This is a genomic window from Leifsonia shinshuensis (genome assembly GCF_022606355.1).
In the GTDB taxonomy this organism is placed as follows: domain Bacteria; phylum Actinomycetota; class Actinomycetes; order Actinomycetales; family Microbacteriaceae; genus Leifsonia; species Leifsonia shinshuensis_B.
On the sequence record NZ_JAHHZQ010000002.1, the window covers coordinates 162507 to 182494 of the forward strand.

At 64.5% G+C, this 19988-nt stretch carries 20 protein-coding genes; 9 read left to right on the plus strand and 11 right to left on the minus strand.

The genetic code is table 11. From position 1 onward, the window contains the following. Positions 1 to 5: 5 nt before the first annotated feature. The 3 genes from KNO15_RS07560 to KNO15_RS07570 form a co-directional block, all read right to left on the minus strand. The gene (locus KNO15_RS07560) at positions 6 to 1277 is read right to left on the minus strand and encodes an APC family permease (protein WP_241702860.1); all 1272 of its coding nucleotides are present in this window, start codon (positions 1275 to 1277) and stop codon (positions 6 to 8) included. Beyond that, entirely contained in the window at positions 1277 to 1594 is a 318-nt protein-coding gene (locus tag KNO15_RS07565) for a PadR family transcriptional regulator (protein WP_241702861.1), read from the minus strand. The genes KNO15_RS07560 and KNO15_RS07565 overlap by 1 nt, the downstream gene beginning before the upstream one ends. Before the next feature lie 263 nt (positions 1595 to 1857). Next, positions 1858 to 3195, minus strand: a complete 1338-nt coding sequence (locus KNO15_RS07570; protein ID WP_241702862.1) for an NAD(P)-binding domain-containing protein — start codon at positions 3193 to 3195, stop codon at positions 1858 to 1860. Between the two features lie 83 nt (positions 3196 to 3278). Here KNO15_RS07570 and KNO15_RS07575 point away from each other — a divergent pair, with 83 nt between their 5' ends. Then, a complete protein-coding gene (locus KNO15_RS07575; protein ID WP_241702863.1) occupies positions 3279 to 3632 on the plus strand; it encodes an ArsR/SmtB family transcription factor in 354 nt (117 codons plus the stop codon). A 97-nt stretch (positions 3633 to 3729) separates the two neighbouring features. Here KNO15_RS07575 and KNO15_RS07580 read toward each other — a convergent pair whose 3' ends face one another. Further along, entirely contained in the window at positions 3730 to 4119 is a 390-nt protein-coding gene (locus KNO15_RS07580; protein ID WP_241702864.1) for a heavy metal-responsive transcriptional regulator, read from the minus strand. A gap of 229 nt (positions 4120 to 4348) precedes the next feature. On the opposite strand from KNO15_RS07580, the gene merA reads away from it, so the two are divergent. From merA to KNO15_RS07595, 3 genes are all read left to right on the plus strand, one after another. Beyond that, positions 4349 to 5791 carry a mercury(II) reductase gene (gene merA / locus KNO15_RS07585; protein ID WP_241702865.1) on the plus strand — a complete coding sequence of 481 codons (1443 nt, stop codon included), beginning with the start codon at positions 4349 to 4351 and terminating at the stop codon, positions 5789 to 5791. Between the two features lie 64 nt (positions 5792 to 5855). Beyond that, positions 5856 to 6503, plus strand: coding sequence for an organomercurial lyase MerB (gene merB / locus KNO15_RS07590; protein WP_241702866.1), 648 nt, complete (start codon positions 5856 to 5858; stop codon positions 6501 to 6503). A 114-nt stretch (positions 6504 to 6617) separates the two neighbouring features. After that, positions 6618 to 7967 (plus strand): dihydrolipoyl dehydrogenase family protein, encoded by a 1350-nt coding sequence (locus KNO15_RS07595; protein WP_241702867.1) that lies wholly within the window; start codon positions 6618 to 6620, stop codon positions 7965 to 7967. A 624-nt stretch (positions 7968 to 8591) separates the two neighbouring features. Here the strand turns inward: KNO15_RS07595 and KNO15_RS07600 are convergent. From KNO15_RS07600 to KNO15_RS23315, 5 genes are all read right to left on the minus strand, one after another. Next, positions 8592 to 9476, minus strand: a complete 885-nt coding sequence (locus tag KNO15_RS07600; protein WP_241702868.1) for a cytochrome c biogenesis CcdA family protein — start codon at positions 9474 to 9476, stop codon at positions 8592 to 8594. A 6-nt stretch (positions 9477 to 9482) separates the two neighbouring features. Further along, positions 9483 to 9956, minus strand: coding sequence for a TlpA family protein disulfide reductase (locus KNO15_RS07605; RefSeq protein WP_374113163.1), 474 nt, complete (start codon positions 9954 to 9956; stop codon positions 9483 to 9485). Between the two features lie 819 nt (positions 9957 to 10775). Beyond that, positions 10776 to 10952 carry a hypothetical protein gene (locus tag KNO15_RS23305; protein WP_308220431.1) on the minus strand — a complete coding sequence of 59 codons (177 nt, stop codon included), beginning with the start codon at positions 10950 to 10952 and terminating at the stop codon, positions 10776 to 10778. 87 nt (positions 10953 to 11039) lie between these two features. Continuing rightward, the gene (locus KNO15_RS23310) at positions 11040 to 11282 is read right to left on the minus strand and encodes a hypothetical protein (RefSeq protein ID WP_308220432.1); all 243 of its coding nucleotides are present in this window, start codon (positions 11280 to 11282) and stop codon (positions 11040 to 11042) included. A gap of 246 nt (positions 11283 to 11528) precedes the next feature. Further along, on the minus strand, positions 11529 to 11867 hold the full coding sequence (locus KNO15_RS23315) for an arsenate reductase/protein-tyrosine-phosphatase family protein (RefSeq protein ID WP_241702870.1): 339 nt from the start codon (positions 11865 to 11867) through the stop codon (positions 11529 to 11531). Positions 11868 to 12060: 193 nt separating this feature from the next. Between KNO15_RS23315 and KNO15_RS07620 the strand changes: the two genes are divergently transcribed. From KNO15_RS07620 to KNO15_RS07640, 5 genes are all read left to right on the plus strand, one after another. Then, complete coding sequence (locus tag KNO15_RS07620) at positions 12061 to 12555, plus strand: GNAT family N-acetyltransferase (protein ID WP_241702871.1); 495 nt, start codon at positions 12061 to 12063, stop codon at positions 12553 to 12555. Positions 12556 to 12607: 52 nt separating this feature from the next. Continuing rightward, positions 12608 to 13117, plus strand: coding sequence for a hypothetical protein (locus KNO15_RS07625; protein ID WP_241702872.1), 510 nt, complete (start codon positions 12608 to 12610; stop codon positions 13115 to 13117). A 239-nt stretch (positions 13118 to 13356) separates the two neighbouring features. After that, the gene (locus tag KNO15_RS07630) at positions 13357 to 14214 is read left to right on the plus strand and encodes an ArdC-like ssDNA-binding domain-containing protein (protein WP_241702873.1); all 858 of its coding nucleotides are present in this window, start codon (positions 13357 to 13359) and stop codon (positions 14212 to 14214) included. 375 nt (positions 14215 to 14589) lie between these two features. Then, positions 14590 to 15831: an integrase core domain-containing protein gene (locus KNO15_RS07635; RefSeq protein ID WP_441328149.1), complete on the plus strand. Its 1242-nt coding sequence runs from the start codon at positions 14590 to 14592 to the stop codon at positions 15829 to 15831. A 130-nt stretch (positions 15832 to 15961) separates the two neighbouring features. Further along, on the plus strand, positions 15962 to 18670 hold the full coding sequence (locus tag KNO15_RS07640) for an AAA family ATPase (protein ID WP_241702874.1): 2709 nt from the start codon (positions 15962 to 15964) through the stop codon (positions 18668 to 18670). A gap of 23 nt (positions 18671 to 18693) precedes the next feature. Here KNO15_RS07640 and KNO15_RS07645 read toward each other — a convergent pair whose 3' ends face one another. Together KNO15_RS07645 and KNO15_RS07650 are read right to left on the minus strand one after the other, a co-directional pair. Further along, positions 18694 to 19098 (minus strand): hypothetical protein, encoded by a 405-nt coding sequence (locus tag KNO15_RS07645; protein ID WP_241702875.1) that lies wholly within the window; start codon positions 19096 to 19098, stop codon positions 18694 to 18696. Positions 19099 to 19173: 75 nt separating this feature from the next. After that, entirely contained in the window at positions 19174 to 19824 is a 651-nt protein-coding gene (locus KNO15_RS07650) for a hypothetical protein (protein ID WP_241702876.1), read from the minus strand. Positions 19825 to 19988: the final 164 nt, after the last annotated feature.

Consider the following 19988-nt stretch of genomic DNA (forward strand, 5'->3'; position numbering starts at 1 on the left):
AAAGTCTATGCGCCGGTTGTTGTTCTTCTCTCGAAACGTAACCGGATGATCCGGTAGGCGATCCCAACGACGAGCACGATGACACCGACCAGGATGGCGTTCAGCGGGAGGGTGACGACGAGGACGAGGCAGCCGAGTGCGCCAAGGACCTGCAGGACTTTCGGGTATCGGCGGTCGGCGCCGGTTTGCGTGTGGGCGGAGAGATTGGCGACGAAGTAGTAGAGGAGCACGCCGAAGGATGAGAAGCCGATCACGCCGCGGAGGTCAACGGTGAGCACGAGGACACTGACGACAACCGCCAAAGCAAGCTCGGCGTGGTGGGGCACTTTGTACTTCGGGTGAACCGCAGCCAGCCAGGTGGGAAGGTCGCGGTTGCGCGCCATCGCGAGACTGGTTCGCCCGACACCCGCGACGAGGGCCAGCAGCGCCCCGAGGGCCGCGGCGGCTGCTCCGACCCGGGCGATCACCGCCGCCCAGCCCCAACCGCTGGCCGTGACGACCTCGACCAGCGGAGCGGTCGAGGCGGCGAGCCGTTCCGGACCGATCACGAGCAGCACTGTCATCGCGATGAGCACGTAGATGACCAGGACAATGGCCAGGGCAGTCAAGATGGCGCGGGGAATAGTGCGGGCCGGGTTCGTGACTTCTTCGCCCATCGTCGCGATACGCGCGTAACCGGCGAACGCGAAGAACAGCAATCCGGCGGACTGGAGGATCCCGTACCAGCCCGCTTCGAAGAGGTGGTTGCCCAGATTAGCCGGATGCGCAGCCCCGCCGGTCAGGCCGGAGACGATCACCAAGGCGAGAACAACGAGGACGACAGCGACGATCAGCCTCGTGAGCCCGGCCGTTCGAGTCACCCCGAAGTAGTTCACGCCCGCCAGGGCGATGACCGCGATCACGGCGACCGGTTTCTGCCAGCCAGCCGGGACGGCGTAGGCGGCGAAGGTGAGCGCCATAGCGGCGCAACTGGCCGTCTTGCCGATGACGAAGCTCCACCCGGCCAGGAACCCGGGCCACTCACCCAGACGCTCACGCCCGTACACGTAGGTGCCACCCGAGGTCGGATACTGGGCAGCGAGCTGGGCGGAGGCCGACGCGTTGCAATACGCGACGACAGCGGCAATCAGCAGTCCGATTAGCAGACCTCCGCCGGCAGCGGCCGCTGCCGGCGCGAACGACGCGAAGATGCCGGCGCCGATCATCGAACCCAGGCCGATCACGACAGCGTCGAACAGCCCCAGCCGCCGAGCCAGCGAAGGATCAGCGGTCGCCATCAGGCTCTACCGTCAGTTCGTTTCCCGGGGAGCACTTCGGCTGCGAGCTCCCAGACGGCGCGCCGACCATCCTCTAGTGCGTCGACCCCAGCCGCGGTCGCCCGATACACGCGAATTACCCGCCCATCGACGAGCTGCTTTTCCGACGTCAGCAGGCCGTCTTCCTCCATCCGGTGAAGGGTCGGGTAGAGCGTTCCGGGCGAAATCTCGTAGCCGTGATTCGCCAGCTCGGCACTCATCCACGCACCGTGAATCGCCCCCTCCGCCGCGTGGTGAAGGATGTGCAGGAACACCGCACCTCGGAAGAGTTCACGCATGGGAAATCCCCGTATCGACACCCAATATCGGGAGCCGATATTGGTGCGACCAGCCTATCGCGCCGGAGCTCGCCGGCTAGCGACAGTTAGACCCCGTTGTCGAGACGGTCACCGCGCCAGAAGAACGCGATCCAGAAGCCGCAACGACGACACACGTAAACGTCATGCCGCTCTCCCAATGCGTGAACCCGTCGCCGGAGGCGCGGCCGGCCACAACACGAGCACTCGACCAACTCATTTGGCAACATGGTCCACGATAACCACTACGAGCAGCAGGACGAATCGGAAGCACCAGATTCACCGGATGCACCGGATGCACCGGACGAGCACACACCGGTCGCGGGCAGCACCAGTTGCACGTTCGTCGCGGACGCGATGTCGCCCGCGAGGTAGGCGGTGATCGAGCGCACCTGCTCATAGCCGGTGGCGAGCAGGAACGTCGGGGCGCGGCCGTAGGACTTCATCCCGGCCAGGAAGAAGTTCGGCTCGGGCTGCTGCAGCTCGGCGAACCCGTGTGGTTCGACGGTGCCGCAGGAGTGGATGTTGGGGTCGATCAGCGGCGCCAACCGTGCCGGAGCCTCCACGATGTCGTCCAGCTCCAACCGGATCTCCCGCAGCATGTCCAGGTTCGGGCGGAACCCGGTCGCGTTCACGACCACGTCGGTGTCCTGCTCGACCAGCTCGCCCGCGCGCTGGCCGATCAGACGCACACCGCCGCTGATGGGTGCGAGGCGAAGGATCTCGAACCGGTCGAGCTGCTGGATTGCACCGGTGGCGATCAGGCGGTCGACGCGATTGCCGATTGCGGCGCGCTCGATCAGCTGATCGTCATCCGACGTCGTGACGCGGACGGCGCTGGCGTTGCGGATCAGCCAGGTGATCTGTGTCTCCGGGACCTCCCGCTTGAGCGCGGCGAGGTTCAGGAGCGTGTTCGCGGCCGAGTGGCCGGCGCCGACGACGGTGACGCGCTTGCCCGCGAACCGGTCGCGTTCTCGCCCGACGACATCGGGAAGCGCGTGCGAGACGTGCTCGACGACTGCCGGCAGGCCGAGTGGGGCGAGGCCGGAGGAGGCGAGGCTGTTCGAAGTCAGGTAGGTCCCCGAAGCATCGATGACAGCGCGCGCGGTCACCTCTTGCACTCCTTCCGCGTCCTGGATACGGAGCAGGAAGGGCGTGTCGGCGCGGCCGGCGCTGCGTGTGCGGTCCATGCCCTCTCGACTCACGTCGGTCACCGCGACGCCGTAGTGGATGTGCGGGCGGATCGAGTCGAGTGCAGCCAGGGGCGCGAGGTATTCGTCGAGGAACTGGCCGCCGGTGGGAAGCTTTTTGTCGTCCGGAACCGTCCACCGAGTCTCTGCCAGGAGCCGGGCTGCCGCCGTATCGACGAGCATCTTCCAGGGTGAGAAGAATCGGATGTGCGCCCACTGGGCAACGGTGTGGCCCGACGCATCTCCGGTCTCGTAGATCTCGAACTGGATGCCACGTTCGATCAGGTGCGCTGCCGCCGCGAGCCCGATCAGGCCGGCGCCGATGATCACCACGGGGAGCCCGTCCAGGCGACTGCTGCGTACCGCGGGGGCGGTGAGGTCGACGAGAGTCATCCGTCATTCTCCATTCATCGAAGGTTTTCGATTTACAGTGCATGCTTCATCGAAGTTTGTCAATGTACGGGTACACTAACAGCATGGCCATCCTCGAAGCGCTCCCGATCACCCCCGTGAATGCCTGCTGCACACCGGTGACCAGAGAGATCCTGTCCCTTGACGAGGCCGAGTCGATGGCCCCAGCCTTCAAGGCTCTTGGGGACCCGACCAGGCTGCGCCTGCTCTCGATCGTGGCCAACTCCGAAGGCCAGGAGGCGTGCGTCTGCGATCTGACCGAGCCGGTCGGGCTCAGCCAGCCGACCGTGTCACACCACCTCCGACTCCTGATGGAGGCGGGCTACATCACCCGGTCGAAGCGCGGCACCTGGTCGTACTACAAGCTCGTGCCGGGAAGCCTCGAGCGCGTCTCGAAGGTCCTCACCGCAGCGCTGTGACCGAGATCGCCGAGCTGGCCACTCGTCCCACAGGAGTCTCGCCACCCCGGCCTCCGATCCCTTGTTGATTGGGAGCAAATTTGGCAAACACGAGGCTTCAGACGTAGCTGCAAATGAGGTCCGCGTCACATCGGTTTGGATCCCCGGCATCGGCGGCGTCGTGGAAGCTGGCCACCGTAGCACGCAGCGCGGTCAACTCGGCGATCTGGGCATCAAGACGCTCGAGTTCGTTGCCTAGCAGTGTCACGACGTGGCGGCACGGCGCTGTGCCAGCGTCCCGCAGACGGAGGATCTCGCGGATCTGGGCCAAGTTCAACCCTGCGCCCCGCCCTCGGCGGATGAACTGCAAGCGACCCACGGTTTCCTCTCCGTACTCCCGATAGCCGTTCGCGGCCCGCTCCGGAAGCGGAAGCAGCCCCTCGGCCTCGTAAAACCGCAGCGCCTTCGTTGTCATGCTCGCCGCCGCAGCGGCCTCACCAATTCGCATCGTGTCCTCCTGCGCTCGTTTGACCTTCCAGCATAGGGGAAAGATGGGCAGGTCGTGCGCGTGGCCGGCGAATGAGCGAGGCAGGGTCATTGAGCCGCGCGAGCTACAGAGTGAGTTGCCGCAAGTGCTGGGCTCCGGGTTGACGTTGCCGTATAGGGCAAGGCGCATGATGGTGCAACCGAATCATCTGCACCTCGTACTCATCTGCACCTCGTACTCAGGAGTCCACATGACTGACAACGCACCCGCCCAGTTCGACCTGGCGGTGATCGGATCCGGAGGCGGAGCCTTCGCGGCAGCAATTCGGGCGACCAACCTTGGCAAACGGGTCGTGATGATCGAGCGATCGACCGTCGGCGGCACCTGCGTAAACACCGGCTGTGTGCCTTCGAAGGCACTGCTCGCGGCTGCCGAGGCACGCCACGTCGCATCGGACACCGCTCGGTTTCCCGGGATCGACACGTCCGCGGGACCGGTAGACATGCCGACCCTAATCGAGGGAAAGCAGGCGCTGGTAAATGGGATGCGGTCAGACAAATACATCGATCTCATCGGCGAGTATGGCTGGGATCTGCTGCAGGGCGACGCCACCTTCACCGGATCCCCCGACGACCCGGCGCTGACCGTGACCGACTTCGAGGGCCGCAACATTCTAGTTCGTGCTGAGCACTATTTGATCGCGACAGGGTCGCGGCCGTGGGCACCGACGGTTGAGGGGCTGGCGGAGGTCGATTATTTGACCTCGACAACGGCGATGGAACTGTCGGAGGTTCCGGATTCTTTGCTTGTCCTTGGTGGCGGGCCGGTCGCTATCGAGATGGCACAACTCTTCTCCCGCCTCGGATCGAAAGTGACGATGCTGGTCCGGTCGCGACTGGCCTCTACGGAGGAGCCGGAGGTCGCCCGCGCACTCGCGGCAGTGTTCGCCGACGAGGGCATACGGGTGGTGCGCCGCGCCGCGCTCACCTCGGTGAGGCCGGACCCGACTACCGGCGACATTCTCGCGACCGCCACCGTCTCGGGCGGCCTCGAGGAGTTTACGGCTACGCGGCTCCTCGTCGCGACCGGTCGCCAAGCCGTAACCGACGGGCTAAACCTCGACGCAGTCGGAGTGCAAACCGGGGATCTGGGCGAGGTCGCCGTCAACGACGAGCTTGCGACCTCCAATCCGCGGATCTGGGCAGCAGGCGACGTAACCGGGCATCCGGAGTACGTCTATGTTGCCGCGGCACACGGGGCACTCGTGGCCGAGAACGCGTTCACCAACGCCGGACGCAAGATCGACTACGGGCACCTGCCCCGCATCATCTTCTCAAGCCCTACGGTGGCCGCTGTCGGAATGACTGACAAGCAAGCAAACCAGTCCGGGGTCCGCTGCCGCTGCCAGGTATTGCCGCTGGAGTACATACCCCGAGCGATCGTGAATCGCGACACTCGGGGATTCATCAAGATGGTCGCCGAAGCCACCACCGGCCGCATCGTTGGACTCACCGCGGTCGGGAAAGAAGCGGCCGACCTAGCTGCGGCCGGGGTCTACATCCTCGAAGCCGGCATGACGGTCGAACAGGTCGCAAAGCTCTGGAGCCCCTATCTGACCATGGCCGAGGGAATCAAGATCGCCGCGCAGTCCTTCAGCACCGACATCAGCAAGCTCTCCTGCTGCGCCGCGTAACCCTAAGCCTTCAACACACCAACAAAAGAACCTCCAACACACAAACAAAGGAAAGAGGGTCACAATGACCGAGAACGACACGCTCGCGACGCGCCTCACATCCAGCGAGACCGGGCAGGAAGCCTCACTCTGGCTGCCGCTGATGAAACTTCTCGCCCAGGGCGATCCGGTTGAGATCAGCACTCTCGCGACAGTGACCGGGCGCAGTGAAGCCGACGTGCGACAAGCGCTGGCGGCGGTTCCCGACATCGAGTACGAGTACGGCCGCATCATCGGCCAGGGGCTCACCCTGCGTCCTACCCCGCACCGCTTCGAGGTCAACGGCGAGCAGCTCTACACCTGGTGCGCACTGGACACCCTGATCTTCCCCACCCTGCTGGATGCTTCGGCGCGAGTCGAGTCCGTTAGCCCCACGACCGGCGAGCCGATCACAATCACCGTCGGGCCCCGCGGAGTACAGTCGGTGTCGCCTGAGACCGCCGTGGTATCACTCGTCAATCCCTCGGACATGACCTCGGTCCGATCGGCGTTCTGCAACCAGGTGCACTACTTTACCTCTGCCGGGGACGCACAAACCTGGCTTGAGACGCACCCAGGAGGGGAAGTCATGCCAGTGACGGAGGCCTACGCCCTCGGTACCCAAATGGCTCGAACCATGATCGAGAATGCCCAAGAGGTCGGCCGCCCGTCACGGGCCGACAGCTGCTGCTAGAGCCCGAGCAGCTCAGCGACCCGACGATCAGCAAGTGCTCTGCAGCGAACGACAGCCAACAGCGCCCAACGCAACCCCTAACACGATCAATACCGAGAACCCAAGGAATAACTAATGAGTGAACGTGTCGATGTTGCAGTGCTCGGGATGGGTCCCGGCGGTGAGGTCGCGGCGAGCCGGCTGATGAAGGCTGGAAAAAAAGTTGCCACGATCGAGCGCGAGCTGATCGGCGGGGAATGCGCCTACTGGGCCTGCGTCCCCTCGAAGACGGTGCTGCGGCCGCCGGAGGCTCAGACCGAGGTCCAACGAGCGGCGGGAGTCGGTGGTGCGGAGTTGAATTGGTCGCAGACAAGCGACTATCGCGACTACATGATCCGGAACCTCGATGACGCCAGGCAGATCGAGGGCTACAGCAAGCGCGGTGCCCGCGTCATCAAGAAGGATGCCCGCATCACCGGCCCTGGCCGCATCCAAGCCGGCGACGAGGAAATACTGGCCGAGCACATCATCATCGCCACCGGCTCCGACGCGGTCGTGCCACCGGTGGACGGACTGGAAGACATCACCGCCTGGACGAACCGGGAGACCTACACCGCTACGTCGTTGCCTGGCAGTGCCGTAATTGTCGGCGGGAGCGCCGTCGGGGTGGAAACGGCGACGTTCCTCTCAAGGTTCGGTGTGCGCGTCACCCTGCTGCAGCGCGGCGCCAGACTGATCGACCGCGAGGATCCAGAAGTCGGGGAGCTTGCCAAGCACTACCTTCAGAGCGCCGGGGTCGACATACGGCTAAACGCGGTCGCCCGGAGAGGGCGCCGTGACGGCGGCGCGAGCGTGATCGAGCTCGAAGACGGCACCACGGCCGCTGGAGACGTCGTGATCTTCGCCGCCGGCCGCAGCCCCCGCAGCCGCGGCCTCGGCTTCGAGGACGTCGGCGTCTCGCTCGGTGAGCACGGTCAGGTGTTGGTGGACGACCAGTGCCGGGCGGCCGAGAACATCTGGGCGATCGGTGATGTGACGGGGGTCATGCCGTTCACCCACGTTGCGAAGTACCAGGGTCGCATTGCCGCCGATGCGATCCTCGGCGGGGCGCGGAAGGCGTTCTACGACGGCATCCCCCGCGTCGTGTTCGGGGAGCCCGAAATCGCAGCAGCAGGCCTCACCCAGCAGCAGGCCGACCGGGCCGGATTGCACACCACGGCAACCGAACTCGACCTCGCCAACGCAATCACCAGGCCTTGGACTTACGAGAGCGATCCAGTCGGCAAGCTTGGGCTCTTGGTCGATACTGACGCGAAGGTGCTGGTCGGCGCCTGGGCCGTCGCACCCTTGGCAGGCGAGTGGATTCACCATGCTTCCCTCGCCATCCGCGCCAAGATCCCGCTAGACACCCTCCGCGACCAGGTCGCTCAATACCCCACCTACAACGAGGCCTACCTCGCCGCCCTCGACCAAATCGAGGCCTGAGCTCCGTGGCTCGGAAACGAGCGATCTGAATAAGGTCCCGGGCAGGTTGCGTTCCCACCTCACGAGCAGCAAAATGACCCGCGCGAAGCTCCCAGGAGCGATCGAATCACGTAGGAAGCTTGAAGAACCGCGTTGGACGCCCCACTGGGCAAGGATCTGGCCGAGACGAAACGTCTGAAACAGTGGCCGATTCCTCATGCGAGACTCCCGAACCGTCGTGTGCGTGCAGGACGAGACGGTGGTCCGCCCCCACAACGCCAACGGTCTGCCGCCCCGGTCGCCGGTCGGCCGTCGGCCGTCACAGCGAGCCGCTCATATGGATATGAAGCGCCAGCCTCGTCACCACTAAGAAGAGGCAGCCGGCAGCGCGAAATCCGGGCCGGAGCAGGCGAGGGCGGCCCACGGCGGCGCGGTGGTCGATCCTCCCGACGGCGCCACTACGGGAGGAGGGGCTAGTCTCGGCGGCCACGACCGCTGCGTCGGTCTGGACCACTACGGCAATCGCCACACAGCATGCGGTGCATCGCGAACGCTGGCGCCGTCACGCACGTCCCGTGCGGCTTTGGCACGCGCCGCCGGCTGGTGGCTGCGTTGCATCGACCGCCTCGGTCTTCCCGGTTGCGATTATCGTGATGGCGGCTCGTCATTGTCTGGCGGCTGGGCGTTCCTGGATCGGATTCGTACCCGCAGCAGAAATGCGCTGATGACGCTGACCGCGACCCCGGTCAGGGCGACGCCGGTGACCAGACCCATGTTGCTGCTGAGGAATCCGGTCAATGCGGCAGAGATCCGGCTGCCTGATTTCGCCAGGCTTTCATTCGCGTTCCCGGCAACCAACGCTGGCGCCCAATAGGCGACGAGGTAGACCCCGGACAGCAGGAGTACCACCGCGGCGATCCGAGGCACGTACTTAGCGGTACGGTGCAGTATCCGCGCGAGCAGGCCGCTGGCCACGGCCGAGGACAGAGCCAAAAGCACCAGCACCATCGCCGCTCCCATCGCGTACGCGGCGAACACCACCACCAGGCCGACCGCGCTGGCAGCTGCCAGAGCCTGGGCAATTACCGCAAGCAGCACCGCGAGGGTGCACGAAAGGGAAGCCACCCCGTATGCGGCACCAAAGGCGAGCATCGCGCCCGGGCCGCGTCCTTGCCGAGCAATCCGACTGGAGTTCATGGTGAACCCAGCGCGCCGGCCGGTGAGTAGGGCGATGGCAAGCCCGACAAGCAGCAGCCCAACCAGCACTGCCACCCAAGGCACCGCTCCAATCAGGCTGCGCACTCCGAGCGCGACCAGAAGCCCGACCACGCTCAACACTCCGGTGAACCCAGCACTGACCAGCAGCCCGGCTCCCAGCCCGACCAGCGCCCGCCGTACGAGGTTCTCTTGCGCCCCAGGTTCGTCGCGCCCAATGTAAAAGGCGAGGAAAGCCGGCAGCATCGCAAACCCACATGGGTTCACCGTCGACAGCATGCCCGCCGCGAAGGCGAAAGCGAAGATGCCCAACACGCCTCCCTAGTAGCCCGCTGCCGTGATCGCCTGAGCCGTTTGGGCCGCTGAGGGGTCCACCCCGCGATAGACCACCCGGCCATTTTTATCGAGCACAATCGTCAAACCGAGGGCGTCCACGCCAAACCGTTTCAGCAGAGTCCCATCGTCGCGCACGACCGACAACGGTGGATTCCCTACGTCCTGCATGAACGCGTTGATCGTATTCACCGGCTCGCCGGGGTCCAGATCCACCGCCACGGCCTGCACCGTGGAACCGGCCATCGACACACCCGCCCCGACGGATTTCGCGCCCGTCACACAACTCGAACACGACGCGGTGAAGAAATAGAGCAGAGCCGGTTTGTCGTTCGGAACGGTCAAGCTCGCCCCGGACACCGTCCGCACCGTTGTCGACGGGAACGAGGACCCCGCAACTGAACCACCCGACGGTTCCATCGCCGCGCCGGGCGTTGTCTGCGCCCCGCACCCGGTCATCATCAACGCCACAGCGACCCCTGCCGAGGCGACGGCGACACGACCACCCCGGCGGCTTCGCACCGCGTCGTATCTCGACCGACGCCTCACTTGCGTTCCTCCCGCCGGCCACGCTCCCTATTCTGCGGCGCCACTACGGACTTCGGCATGGCGCAGCAGTCGTCAACCGTGGGCGAGACCTGCTCACCCGCGCCAAAGCGGCCAGCTCCGTCGGGTTCCGTCGGCCGGGCGGCCGAGCGACGCCTTGCCCGGAGCACCGTGTACACCACGGTGGCGGCCACCAACAGAGCAGCCAATGTCAGAACCGGCCAGCTGCCCAGCATTCCGCCAGCTAATGCGAATCCACCCGCCGCGAGAAGGGCCGGAACACGCCACCGCCAGACCCACCGCGCCGATGGCGATCAACGCTGCGCTCAGCCCGCTTCCACGATTCTCGGACATCGAACTCTCCATCCACGATCAGACAAGTCCCCGGTCCTACCCGGCCGGACTTTTCCATCGTTCACCTTTACCTATAGAGGAATGTCAAGCCTGATATCGGCCGAATCCTGAGTGATCCACACTCGTCAAACGAGAACCTGGGGTTGGCGCATCCCCGGGCCCTAGCGACCAGGAGGGCAAAAGCAGACGCGGCTCACGCGACATCTGCAGGTGGTGCGAGACGGTGGTTGGGTCAAGCCGATGACTTCGGCCATCCGGGTCACCTAACCTCTGCCGTCCTCGGAGTCGAGAATGATCCGCAGCAGAGCAGCACGCGTCGGATCGCTGATGCGCTTGAGGCTTTGCGGTCCGGTGGCGTTGGCGAGACTCATAGGCGTGAGCCTATGCTTCTTGCTGCTTGGCTGAGTCCGGCGTGCCGTCATCCTGGTCGAGCAGCATCCCGACCGAGGTCGCACATGCATCCCGCTTCCGCGCTTCGATGCCCCCACGGGCGGCGAAGAAGGCAATGACGAGACCTGCGATCGGATCTGTCCACCACCAGCCGAAGAGGCTGTTCACGAGCAAGCCGAGCAATCCGGCGGCGGAGAGATGTGTGCAGATCAGCGTCTGCTTGGAGTCCGCTACGGCCGTCGCCGACCCGAGTTCTCACCCGGCCCGGCGCTCGGCATAGGAGAGGATCGGCATGACGACAACACTCAGTGCGGTCAGGACGATCCCGACCGGAGAGCGCTGAACGTCGATCCGCCCAACGAGCGACAGTACTGAGCTGACGGTCACGTAGACGGCGAGTGCGAAGAACGCGAGGGCGATGACGCGCAGGGTCGGCTTCTCCCAGCGCTCGGGGTCGTGGCGAGTGAACTGCCATGCGACGGCAGCCGCTGAGAGCACCTCGATGGCCGGCGTCGCCGTGGCCGCGCTCGCTCTCGCTCTCGCACGGGCAACCTAACTCGGTGTCAGATGCGCGGCCAGCGAATCGACCCTGCGCGCGATCTCTTCGAAAGCCGACTCGAATGCGCTCACACTGCCATCCGGCACAGGGTCCGGAACCGACCAGTGCGCGCCACCCAACCCCAGCTCCTCGTGTGCCCGGACGCAGACCGTCACCACATAGTCGCCGTCCGCAAGGACGTCCGCCTAAAGCTTCGGGCGACCCGTCAACTCCACCCCATGCCCTGCGGCCACCAGCACGGCACCCTCAGCGACGCGAGAAGCAGGATGCGTACCAGCCGAGACCACCGGAATCGTGCTGGAGCGCGACCAGAGCGCCTCCGCCAGTTGCGAGCGGGCCGAGTTCGCGGTGCAGACGAAGACGACTCGGTGCGCTGCTGCGTCAGCCGACGGCCCCAGGGCGGCGAGCGCCGCCGGCCGGAGCCGCACGTACGTCCTCCGGCGATCCCCCTCTGAGCGCTCGCGCACGATGATCCCTTCACGCTCCAGGACCGCGAGGTGGTGCGCGAGCAGGTTCGTCGACACGCCGAGCTCCGCGACCCCGGGCCCCGTAGCGGGCCAGTTCGTTCAGTGGGAGTTCCCCGACCCGGCGAACTGGGACCTCGACGGCGTGCGTGAACCCCGGGACTCGATCCTGGTACAGGTCGAGGAACTTGTGGAGTGGGTCGCGCCCCCGGAAGAATGATCCCGTGACCACTCTGGAGAGCCCGACTGCCTTATGAACATCCGCGCGCTCACGCCCGCGGACTGGCCCGACGTCGAGCGAATCTACGCCGACGGGATCGCGACCGGCAACGCCACGTTCGAATCCGAACCTCCATCCTGGGCGCACTTCGACGCCAGCAAGCTGCAGGTCGGGCGACTGGCAGCGGTCGATGAGGACGGCGTTGCCGGCTGGGCAGCAGTGTCGCCGGTCTCCGCACGGGAGGTGTACCGGGGCGTCGTCGAGCACTCCGTCTACGTGGCCGAACGCGCCCGCGGCCACGGACTGGGACGGCTGCTCCTGGACGAGCTGATCGACGCCTGCGACAACGCGGGCATCTGGACTATCCAGTCGAGCATTTTCCGCGAGAACGCCGCCAGCCTCCGACTGCACGAGCAGGCCGGCTTCCGGGTGGTCGGGCATCGCGAACGCATCGCCCTGATGACCTACGGGCCCTGGGCCGGGCAGTGGCGCGACACCATACTTATCGAGCGGCGGCGGAAGCAGTAGTCCGCACCACTGGCGCAGCGCTACCCTGAGCGCACCGGAGGGAAGACCTCTCATGCACACGGAACCTCTGCTCGGACTGGACGTTGCCTCGCTCTCCGTCGTCTTCCTCGTGCTGCTCGGAATCCACGTCAGCGCGGCGCTGGTCGCCATCGTGAGCGGACTCGTTGCCATGTTCAGCCGAAAAGGCTCCGGCCGGCACGTCGTCGGCGGCCGGTTCTACTTCGGCGCGATGCTGATCGTCTTCGCTTCCGCGTGCGCGATGTCCGCCTTCCGATGGCCTACTGACCTGCCCCTTGTTGTCGCCGGCGCCGTCGCCGCCGTCGCGGCCACCTACGGGTTCATCTACCGTCGGCTACACCGACCCGGCGACGCTCTCCACATCATCGCCATGGGAGTCTCCTACGTCGCCATGCTGACCGCGTTCTACGTCGACAACGGCCCCCATCTGCCGATCTGGCAGCTCCTCCCGTCCTGGCTGTTCTGGTTCCTGCCGGCGATCGTCGGGACACCACTCATCATCAGGGCGGTCGTTCGGCGCCGCCACCATCGGCCGTCGAACTAGAAGCGAGTTCCGGGCGGAGCCGACCACGTCGGCGCTGCCTTTCTGTTTTCTCCCCGCTCCGGCCTGCGATCGTAACGGCTTCCGGCTGCTCCGTTCGCGACCCTCGCTATTTGCAGACTCCGTCGCTGCGCTCCTGCACTTAGCAACCGCTCCTGTCGGTCGCTGCTCGGCCTCCACCCGTTCTTGATCTTCGTGCCGGGACGGCGAGAAAGACGAGTGGACAAAGGAGCAAGCAGATCATGGGAATCACGACCATTACCCGAGACGCGGCGGACCGACAGGCTGAGGCGGAGGCACTACACGCGTCGATTATCGAGCAGGTCCAACGGCTCGCCGACAGCGGCCAGTGGCGGGCATTCCTGGAGTTCGCCCGCTCCTTCCACAACTACAGCCTGAACAACCTTCTGCTAATCCTCGCCCAGAAACCGGACGCGACCATGGTCGCCGGTTTCCGGCAATGGCAGGCCAAGGGGCGACAGGTCCGCAAAGGCGAGAAGTCGATCAAGATCTTCGGGTACCGCGAGAAGAAGACCGAGACCGAAGCCGACGAAGATCGTTCAGCTGACGAGGGTCGCTTTGTCCGGTACTTCCCGACTCTCTCCGTTTTCGACATCGCGCAGACCGACCCGATCGAGGGAGCCAACCCGCTCCCGAGCGATCCCACGCAGCGACTCGTCGGTGACGACGACTACGGCGTCATCGCTCCACTGACCGATCACCTGGAGTCCCGAGGATGGACGATCGGCCGCGAGCCCTTGACCCATGCCAGCGGATACACCGACCCCGAGACGCTACGCGTGATACTCGCGGAGGGCATCAGCGTCGAGCAGTCCGCGAAGACCTTGATTCACGAGACGGCGCATATTGAGCTCCGCCATATCGACAGCGTCGAGGAGTACCGGCAGCACCGCGGCCGCATGGAGGTAGAAGCTGAATCGGTCGCCTACGTGGTCGCCGGTCTGTGCGGCTTCGATACCAGCGCGTACAGCATCGGCTACATCGCCGGATGGAGTGACGAGGATGTCTCCGTGATTCGTGAGTCGGCTGCACACGTCCTTTCGGCGGTCCACAGCATCGCGGGGATGCTCGACCAGTAATCACGAGCGAACGAAAAGAACCCCGACCCATCTGCGTGGGTCGGGGTTCTTTCGCGCTCGGGACCGGCGGGAGGTGAGGGCGGAGCAAGAGGCGCCAAATGCTGAGCGGGCGAGATGGCCGTGACAAGGAGAGACGAGACGAAGGGACGAGAAGCAACGAAGGAAATCAAGCGAAAGGAGATCAACGAGAGAACGAGACCAGAAACGAAACAAGACGAGAAGGACGACAAGCCAAAGCGAAACGAGCGAATGCACGTAGGCACTCTTCGAGTGTGCGCGTGTTATGTCTCAGGACATCGGTAACAAATCTGCCTCAGGACATCGGTGACACTACGGCCCTGTTTGGTGGTGACACTTCTCCTCGATCTTTGAGGCATGAGCCGTGTCGAACCCGTTGATCCCCGTGTCCGTCTCGCGATCACCCAGTGGCCACCGGATGCACCGCGCGGGTCGGTGACCACCTTCTGCGCCGAGCACGGCATCTCCCGAAAGACCTTCTACGAGATCCGCAAACGCGCCATCGAGGACGGCCCCGCCGCCGCGCTCGAACCCCGCTCGAGGCGCCCTCGAGCCAGCCCCGGGAAGATCACCGAGGAGATCAAACAGCAGGCCATCCAAGTCCGGGCCGCCCTGGAGCAGTCCGGCCTGGACCACGGCCCGATCAGCGTCCACGACCGGATGCAGCTGCTGCGGATCACCCCGGTTCCGGCGGTGTCGTCGCTGGCTCGGATCTTCCGCGACGCCGGCGTCGCCCGCCTCGAACCCAGGAAGCGCCCCCGCGCCTCCTATCGCCGGTTCGTCTATCCGGCACCGAACGCGTGCTGGCAGATCGACGCCACCGAATACGTCCTCACCGAGGGACGCAAGTGCGTCATCTTCCAGCTCATCGATGACCACTCCCGTCTCGCCGTCGCCTCCCACGTCGCCTGGACCGAGAGCTCCCAAGACGCCATCACCGTCGTTGCCAAAGCTATCCGCATCCACGGTGTTCCCCAACGACTGCTCTCGGACAACGGCATGGCCCTGAACCCCTCCCGCCGCGGGTTCGCCGGCCAGCTGACCACCTACCTCGCCTCCTACGGCGTCGAGGCGATCACCGGCAAACCCTTCAAGCCCACCACCCAGGGCAAGAACGAGCGCTTCCACCAAACCCTGTTCCGCTACCTCGACAAGCAGCCCATCGCCGCCACCCTCGCCCAGCTGCAGGAACAGGTCGATGCGTTCGACATCATCTACAACACCCAACGACCCCACCAAGCCCTCCCCGGACGCATCACCCCGCACCAGGCCTGGCAGGCCACCCCGAAAGCCGAATCACCCAGGCCGCCCGCGCACGACTCCCGGCTCGGTCGCCGCGACGAGGGGATCCGCGTCAAACTCGTCGACCGCGGCGGCAGCGTCGAGTTCCACGGCATCCGCTTCGGCATCAGCCGCGACTACAGCAAGAAACGAATCGCGATCCTCGACACCGGCCCCACCATCATGTTCTTCGACCTCGACGGCACCCTCATCATCGAACAACCCTGGCCCTCACCCGGCGTCAAATACGTCAGCAACGGCCGACCCCGCGGCCGCCGACCCGCACCCAAACCAGACGAACTGTCACCGATGTCCTGAGACACCAACCGCTTCCGATGTCCTGAGACACTTCCGCTTCCGATGTCCTGAGACAAGACACTTCGAGTGTGCGCGCTCCGTGCGCGCCAATATGCGCGCGCAACCGGAAGTTCTAAGTGTGAGAGGTGGAGTGTCGCGCTGGAAGCGCGGGCGAGCAGCCCAAGGGGTAAAGCAGGCGGTGCATTACGCCTTCGGCGGGGTCTGTGACGCAACTCTGACGGCTAAGACTGCCGACGGCGCACTGGCTGCGGCCGGCTATGCGGACGCGGTGATGACCCGGTACATCGTCGAAAACGGTGCCATCCGCGACGACCTGCTCACTCGATCCCAGTTGCGGGACTGGGTCGATGGCTCTGACCCGCTCACCGGAGAGCGGCGCGGCCGGGACCTTGAGTCGCCGGCGGCTGATCTGATCCTGGATGCGACGATCAACGCGCCGAAGTCGTTCTCAATCGCGGCGATGCTGGACCCCGAGTTGGCGGCCGCGTATGAGGATTTGCAAGACAGGTTGCGGGACCGGATCATCAAAATGTGGCAGACCGAACTCAACGCTCGACGCGGGAAGCAGGGAGCGATTCGCGAGGATCTCGCTCGGATCGAAGTCGTCGAGTTGCGCCACGAACGATCTCGGTCGTTGGATCCGCACAAGCATCGCCACTTATGGCTGAACGTCAAGGTCCAAGGACTGGACGCTAAGTGGTCGAATGTCGACACCCGCGTCGCACTGCGGTTTCAGAACGTCGTGAACGCCGAAGGCGACCTTGCCTCGCGAACAGACCCGGCATGGGTCGCTGCTCTGGCTGCGAAAGGATTCACCTTGAACGCAGATGGGGAGATCGAGCAACTGCAGCATTTGGTGCGGCCTCTGTCGAAGCGCTCCGCCCAAATCGAAGCGAACAAGGCCGCACACCTGCGCCAGTGGAGCCTTCAGCACCCGGATGAGAAACCATCCCATGCAGTGTTGACTCAGATCGATCAGTGGGCGTGGGCGGCCGGCCGCCCGAACAAGCCGGGGTCCCTTAACGAGGACGACTGGGCGTCGATGGTGGTGGCCGAGCTCCTGCACGCCGATCCGGAGCTCGGTCGGTCGCGGAGCGAGGTCACTACTGGCTCGATGGCGATTGAAGACCTCGACCTCGAGCTCCTCGCGGCACAGGCGATCGTGGATGCGGATGCTCGCTCGAGCGGGACCGGGGGCCGGTTCAGCGACTTGGACGTTCGAGCAGGAGCGATCAGAGCGATCGCCGCTGCCGGGGCGATCGCTGAACACGCCCAGCTCGTGAAAAAGGTCGATGAAGTGATCTCGCTCGCGGTCCGGACGCACACGGTGACGCTTCTGTCGGAGCCGGACATTCCGGCGCACATCAAGCGGCGCATGGCAACGTCCACTGCAACGCTCAAGGCCACGGTTGCGCACCGTACGGACTCACTTGCTGCGCGAGGCGAAGTGGTCCCTTCCACCGAGATCGCTGCGATTGCGAGGACGATCGAACCTGGCCGAACACTCGATGACGGCCAGCTTCAGGGCGCTTCCTCCATTGCGGGTACAGACAGAATTGTGGCCATTTCTGGAGCGGCCGGAACGGGAAAGACGACGATGCTCAAGGTGGCCGGTGCCACCCTTCGTCGACGTGGCCGCAACATGATCATCGTGGCGCCCACAAAGAAGGCCTCAGCTGTCGCGGGCCGCGAAACCGAGAGCGAATCCTCCTCTCTTCACCAGCTGCTGTACGACTTTGGTTGGCGCTGGACACGCAACCCCGCTGGCGCGACCGAATGGGCATGTCTCAAGCTCGGCGAGGTAGACCCTGCAAACGGTAGAGAGTACGCGGGTCCGCGACTCGGGATCGGACCTGGCGATCGGATCGTTGTCGACGAAGCCGGAATGCTCGACCTCGAATCGGCCAATGCACTCCTAGACATCGTTGGACGCACCGGGGCTGGCGTCGCTCTCGTTGGCGATCAGAACCAGGCGCTGCCCGTTGGGCACTCCGGCGCCATGGCTCTGTTTTGGAGGCGAGCACCCCGGCAGATTGAGCTTCTTACGATCCACCGGTTCATCGATCCCGACTGGGCGGACTTGTCTCTCAGACTGCGCGACCCGGCAAGCCAGGAGCAAGCGGCCGAGGTCGCCGACGACTTGATCCACGCCGGACATGTCGTTCAGGCGAGTAGCGACGTGGAAGCTCGAAATCTGATGGTGGACGCATGGTTCAATGCTGTCCAGACTCGACGAAGCATTGCACTTGTCACCGCGACTCACTCTGAAGCTCAAGCAATCAATGAAGCTATTCAAGCCCGACGAGTCGTGAGCGGATCTGTTGATACGAACAGTTCAGTACTCGGACAGGCTGATCAGCCAATCTTCGCTGGCGACGTAGTGCAGACTCGTCGCAACGACAGGACCACGAACGTGCAGAACCGAGAGAACTGGGTGGTCAAGAAGGTGACCTCCGCGCATGTCGTGCTGGCGGCGGCCAATGATTCGACTGATCTTCGGCGCATTTCCCTCGAATACGCCGCGTCACACCTCCACCTGGCATACGCCACTACCGTTTACGGGGTCCAAGGCGAAACTACCGACCTCTCGATTGTGGGTCCAGGGGTCGATGCTGCTGGCCTTTATGTTGGCCTCACCCGTGGCAAACATGACAATCGAGCAGTTGTGGTCGCCTCAACGGACGCATCGACGCGTTCTCAGCTCGTCGAGGCGATGCAAAGACGCGCAACCGAGGAAACGCTCGAGAAGTCTCGCTTGGCTGCTCGATCCGAACTCAACCGAGCGGCTCAAACGGTAGTCGGCTCCAATGTGGCTGGCTCGCCTGCTCTCCAATCGTAACTATGAGTCGGATGATGCCCGAACTAACTGTTCGCCAGACCGGTCGCACGTAACTCGCGACCGACCTCGTTAGCCCCGTCGAGCTCCCCTCCTCGCGCGTCAAATCGAAATAGAGCCACGCCGAGAATGTCCGCCTGATCCTGCGCATCAGGGAAAGCGCCGCCGGGATGAAACACCAATGCGCGGCGTCCATCGATATATGCAATGCCGGAAGCCCTCAACACTGTCTCCACGTCCAGATTCTTGGGGCGATTGTCCACCCATGCGACGAAGCGCGTGCTGTAGAGATCACATACTTCTTTGGCTGCCCCTGAAGCGGCGACTGTGTCAGCTGCGCCGAGGTAGACCATCCACTCTTGACACAGCTGAACCGCGTCCCTGTCCGACGCTTTCCAGGCCCTCGGCTTGGGGGGTTCGGCGTACATCATTCCCTAAGTGTCCACCCGACCACCGGAGCTCCGTCTACTGTGGCCTCATTTTCAAATCACGATCGGGTGAGCCAATCAGGATGTGGCTGGGTAGACGATCGACGTGCCGACATGCGCGGCAGCACCATTGCTCGTAAGTCGCACCAACCTTCGTAAGAACGACACGCAAGTTTCTGCATCAGTGAGACGTATTGTCGGATCGCTGGTCGCACCATCGAGCCGGACTGACTCGAGGGCCTGAACGACGGGAAGCTCGTCGTGCCCATGCGCAATGGCGTGTCTCACCTGCAACCACTCGTCGAGGCGCCCATCGACCATCGCCGGTGTCCATGTCACCCGCTGGCGGCCGCGGCCGCCCGCAATGGTCCATGTCCAAAGTGGCCGAGGATCGAACCCTGCGCTCATCATTAGGCGACGCGTGTTTTGCGCATTCGGAGTAGCCAGCTTCTGAACGCCGTCGAAGACCTGGCCGCATCTTGCGAGGTATCTCGCACGTTTCCGCGCCTTCGCAACTGAAGGTGCCGCCGTTTCAACAATCCCGAGGGTGATGTCCTGCACCGCTGCCTGCCACGCAGCTACGGCCAGGACTACGACCGCACGATCAAGTGACACTTCGCGATACCGTCGGCCGCCACCCCCTGTTCCGTAGCCGCGATGCACCTCGATGATGTTGACGCAGTGCTTCATCGCGCCCTCGAAATTCTCCACCGCACCCTGAAGCTCCATGCTCCGGATTGTTTCGCATTGGAGCGTTGAAAGGCCACGACGCGCCTAGGCTGCGCGCTGGGTCAACCGGCCAGGCGATGGAGGAGCGGCCATTCCGACGACTGCGGCGCTCGAGCACACTCTCTATGGGCGACGACAAGGCAGCAGTGCCGCGCTAAAAAGAG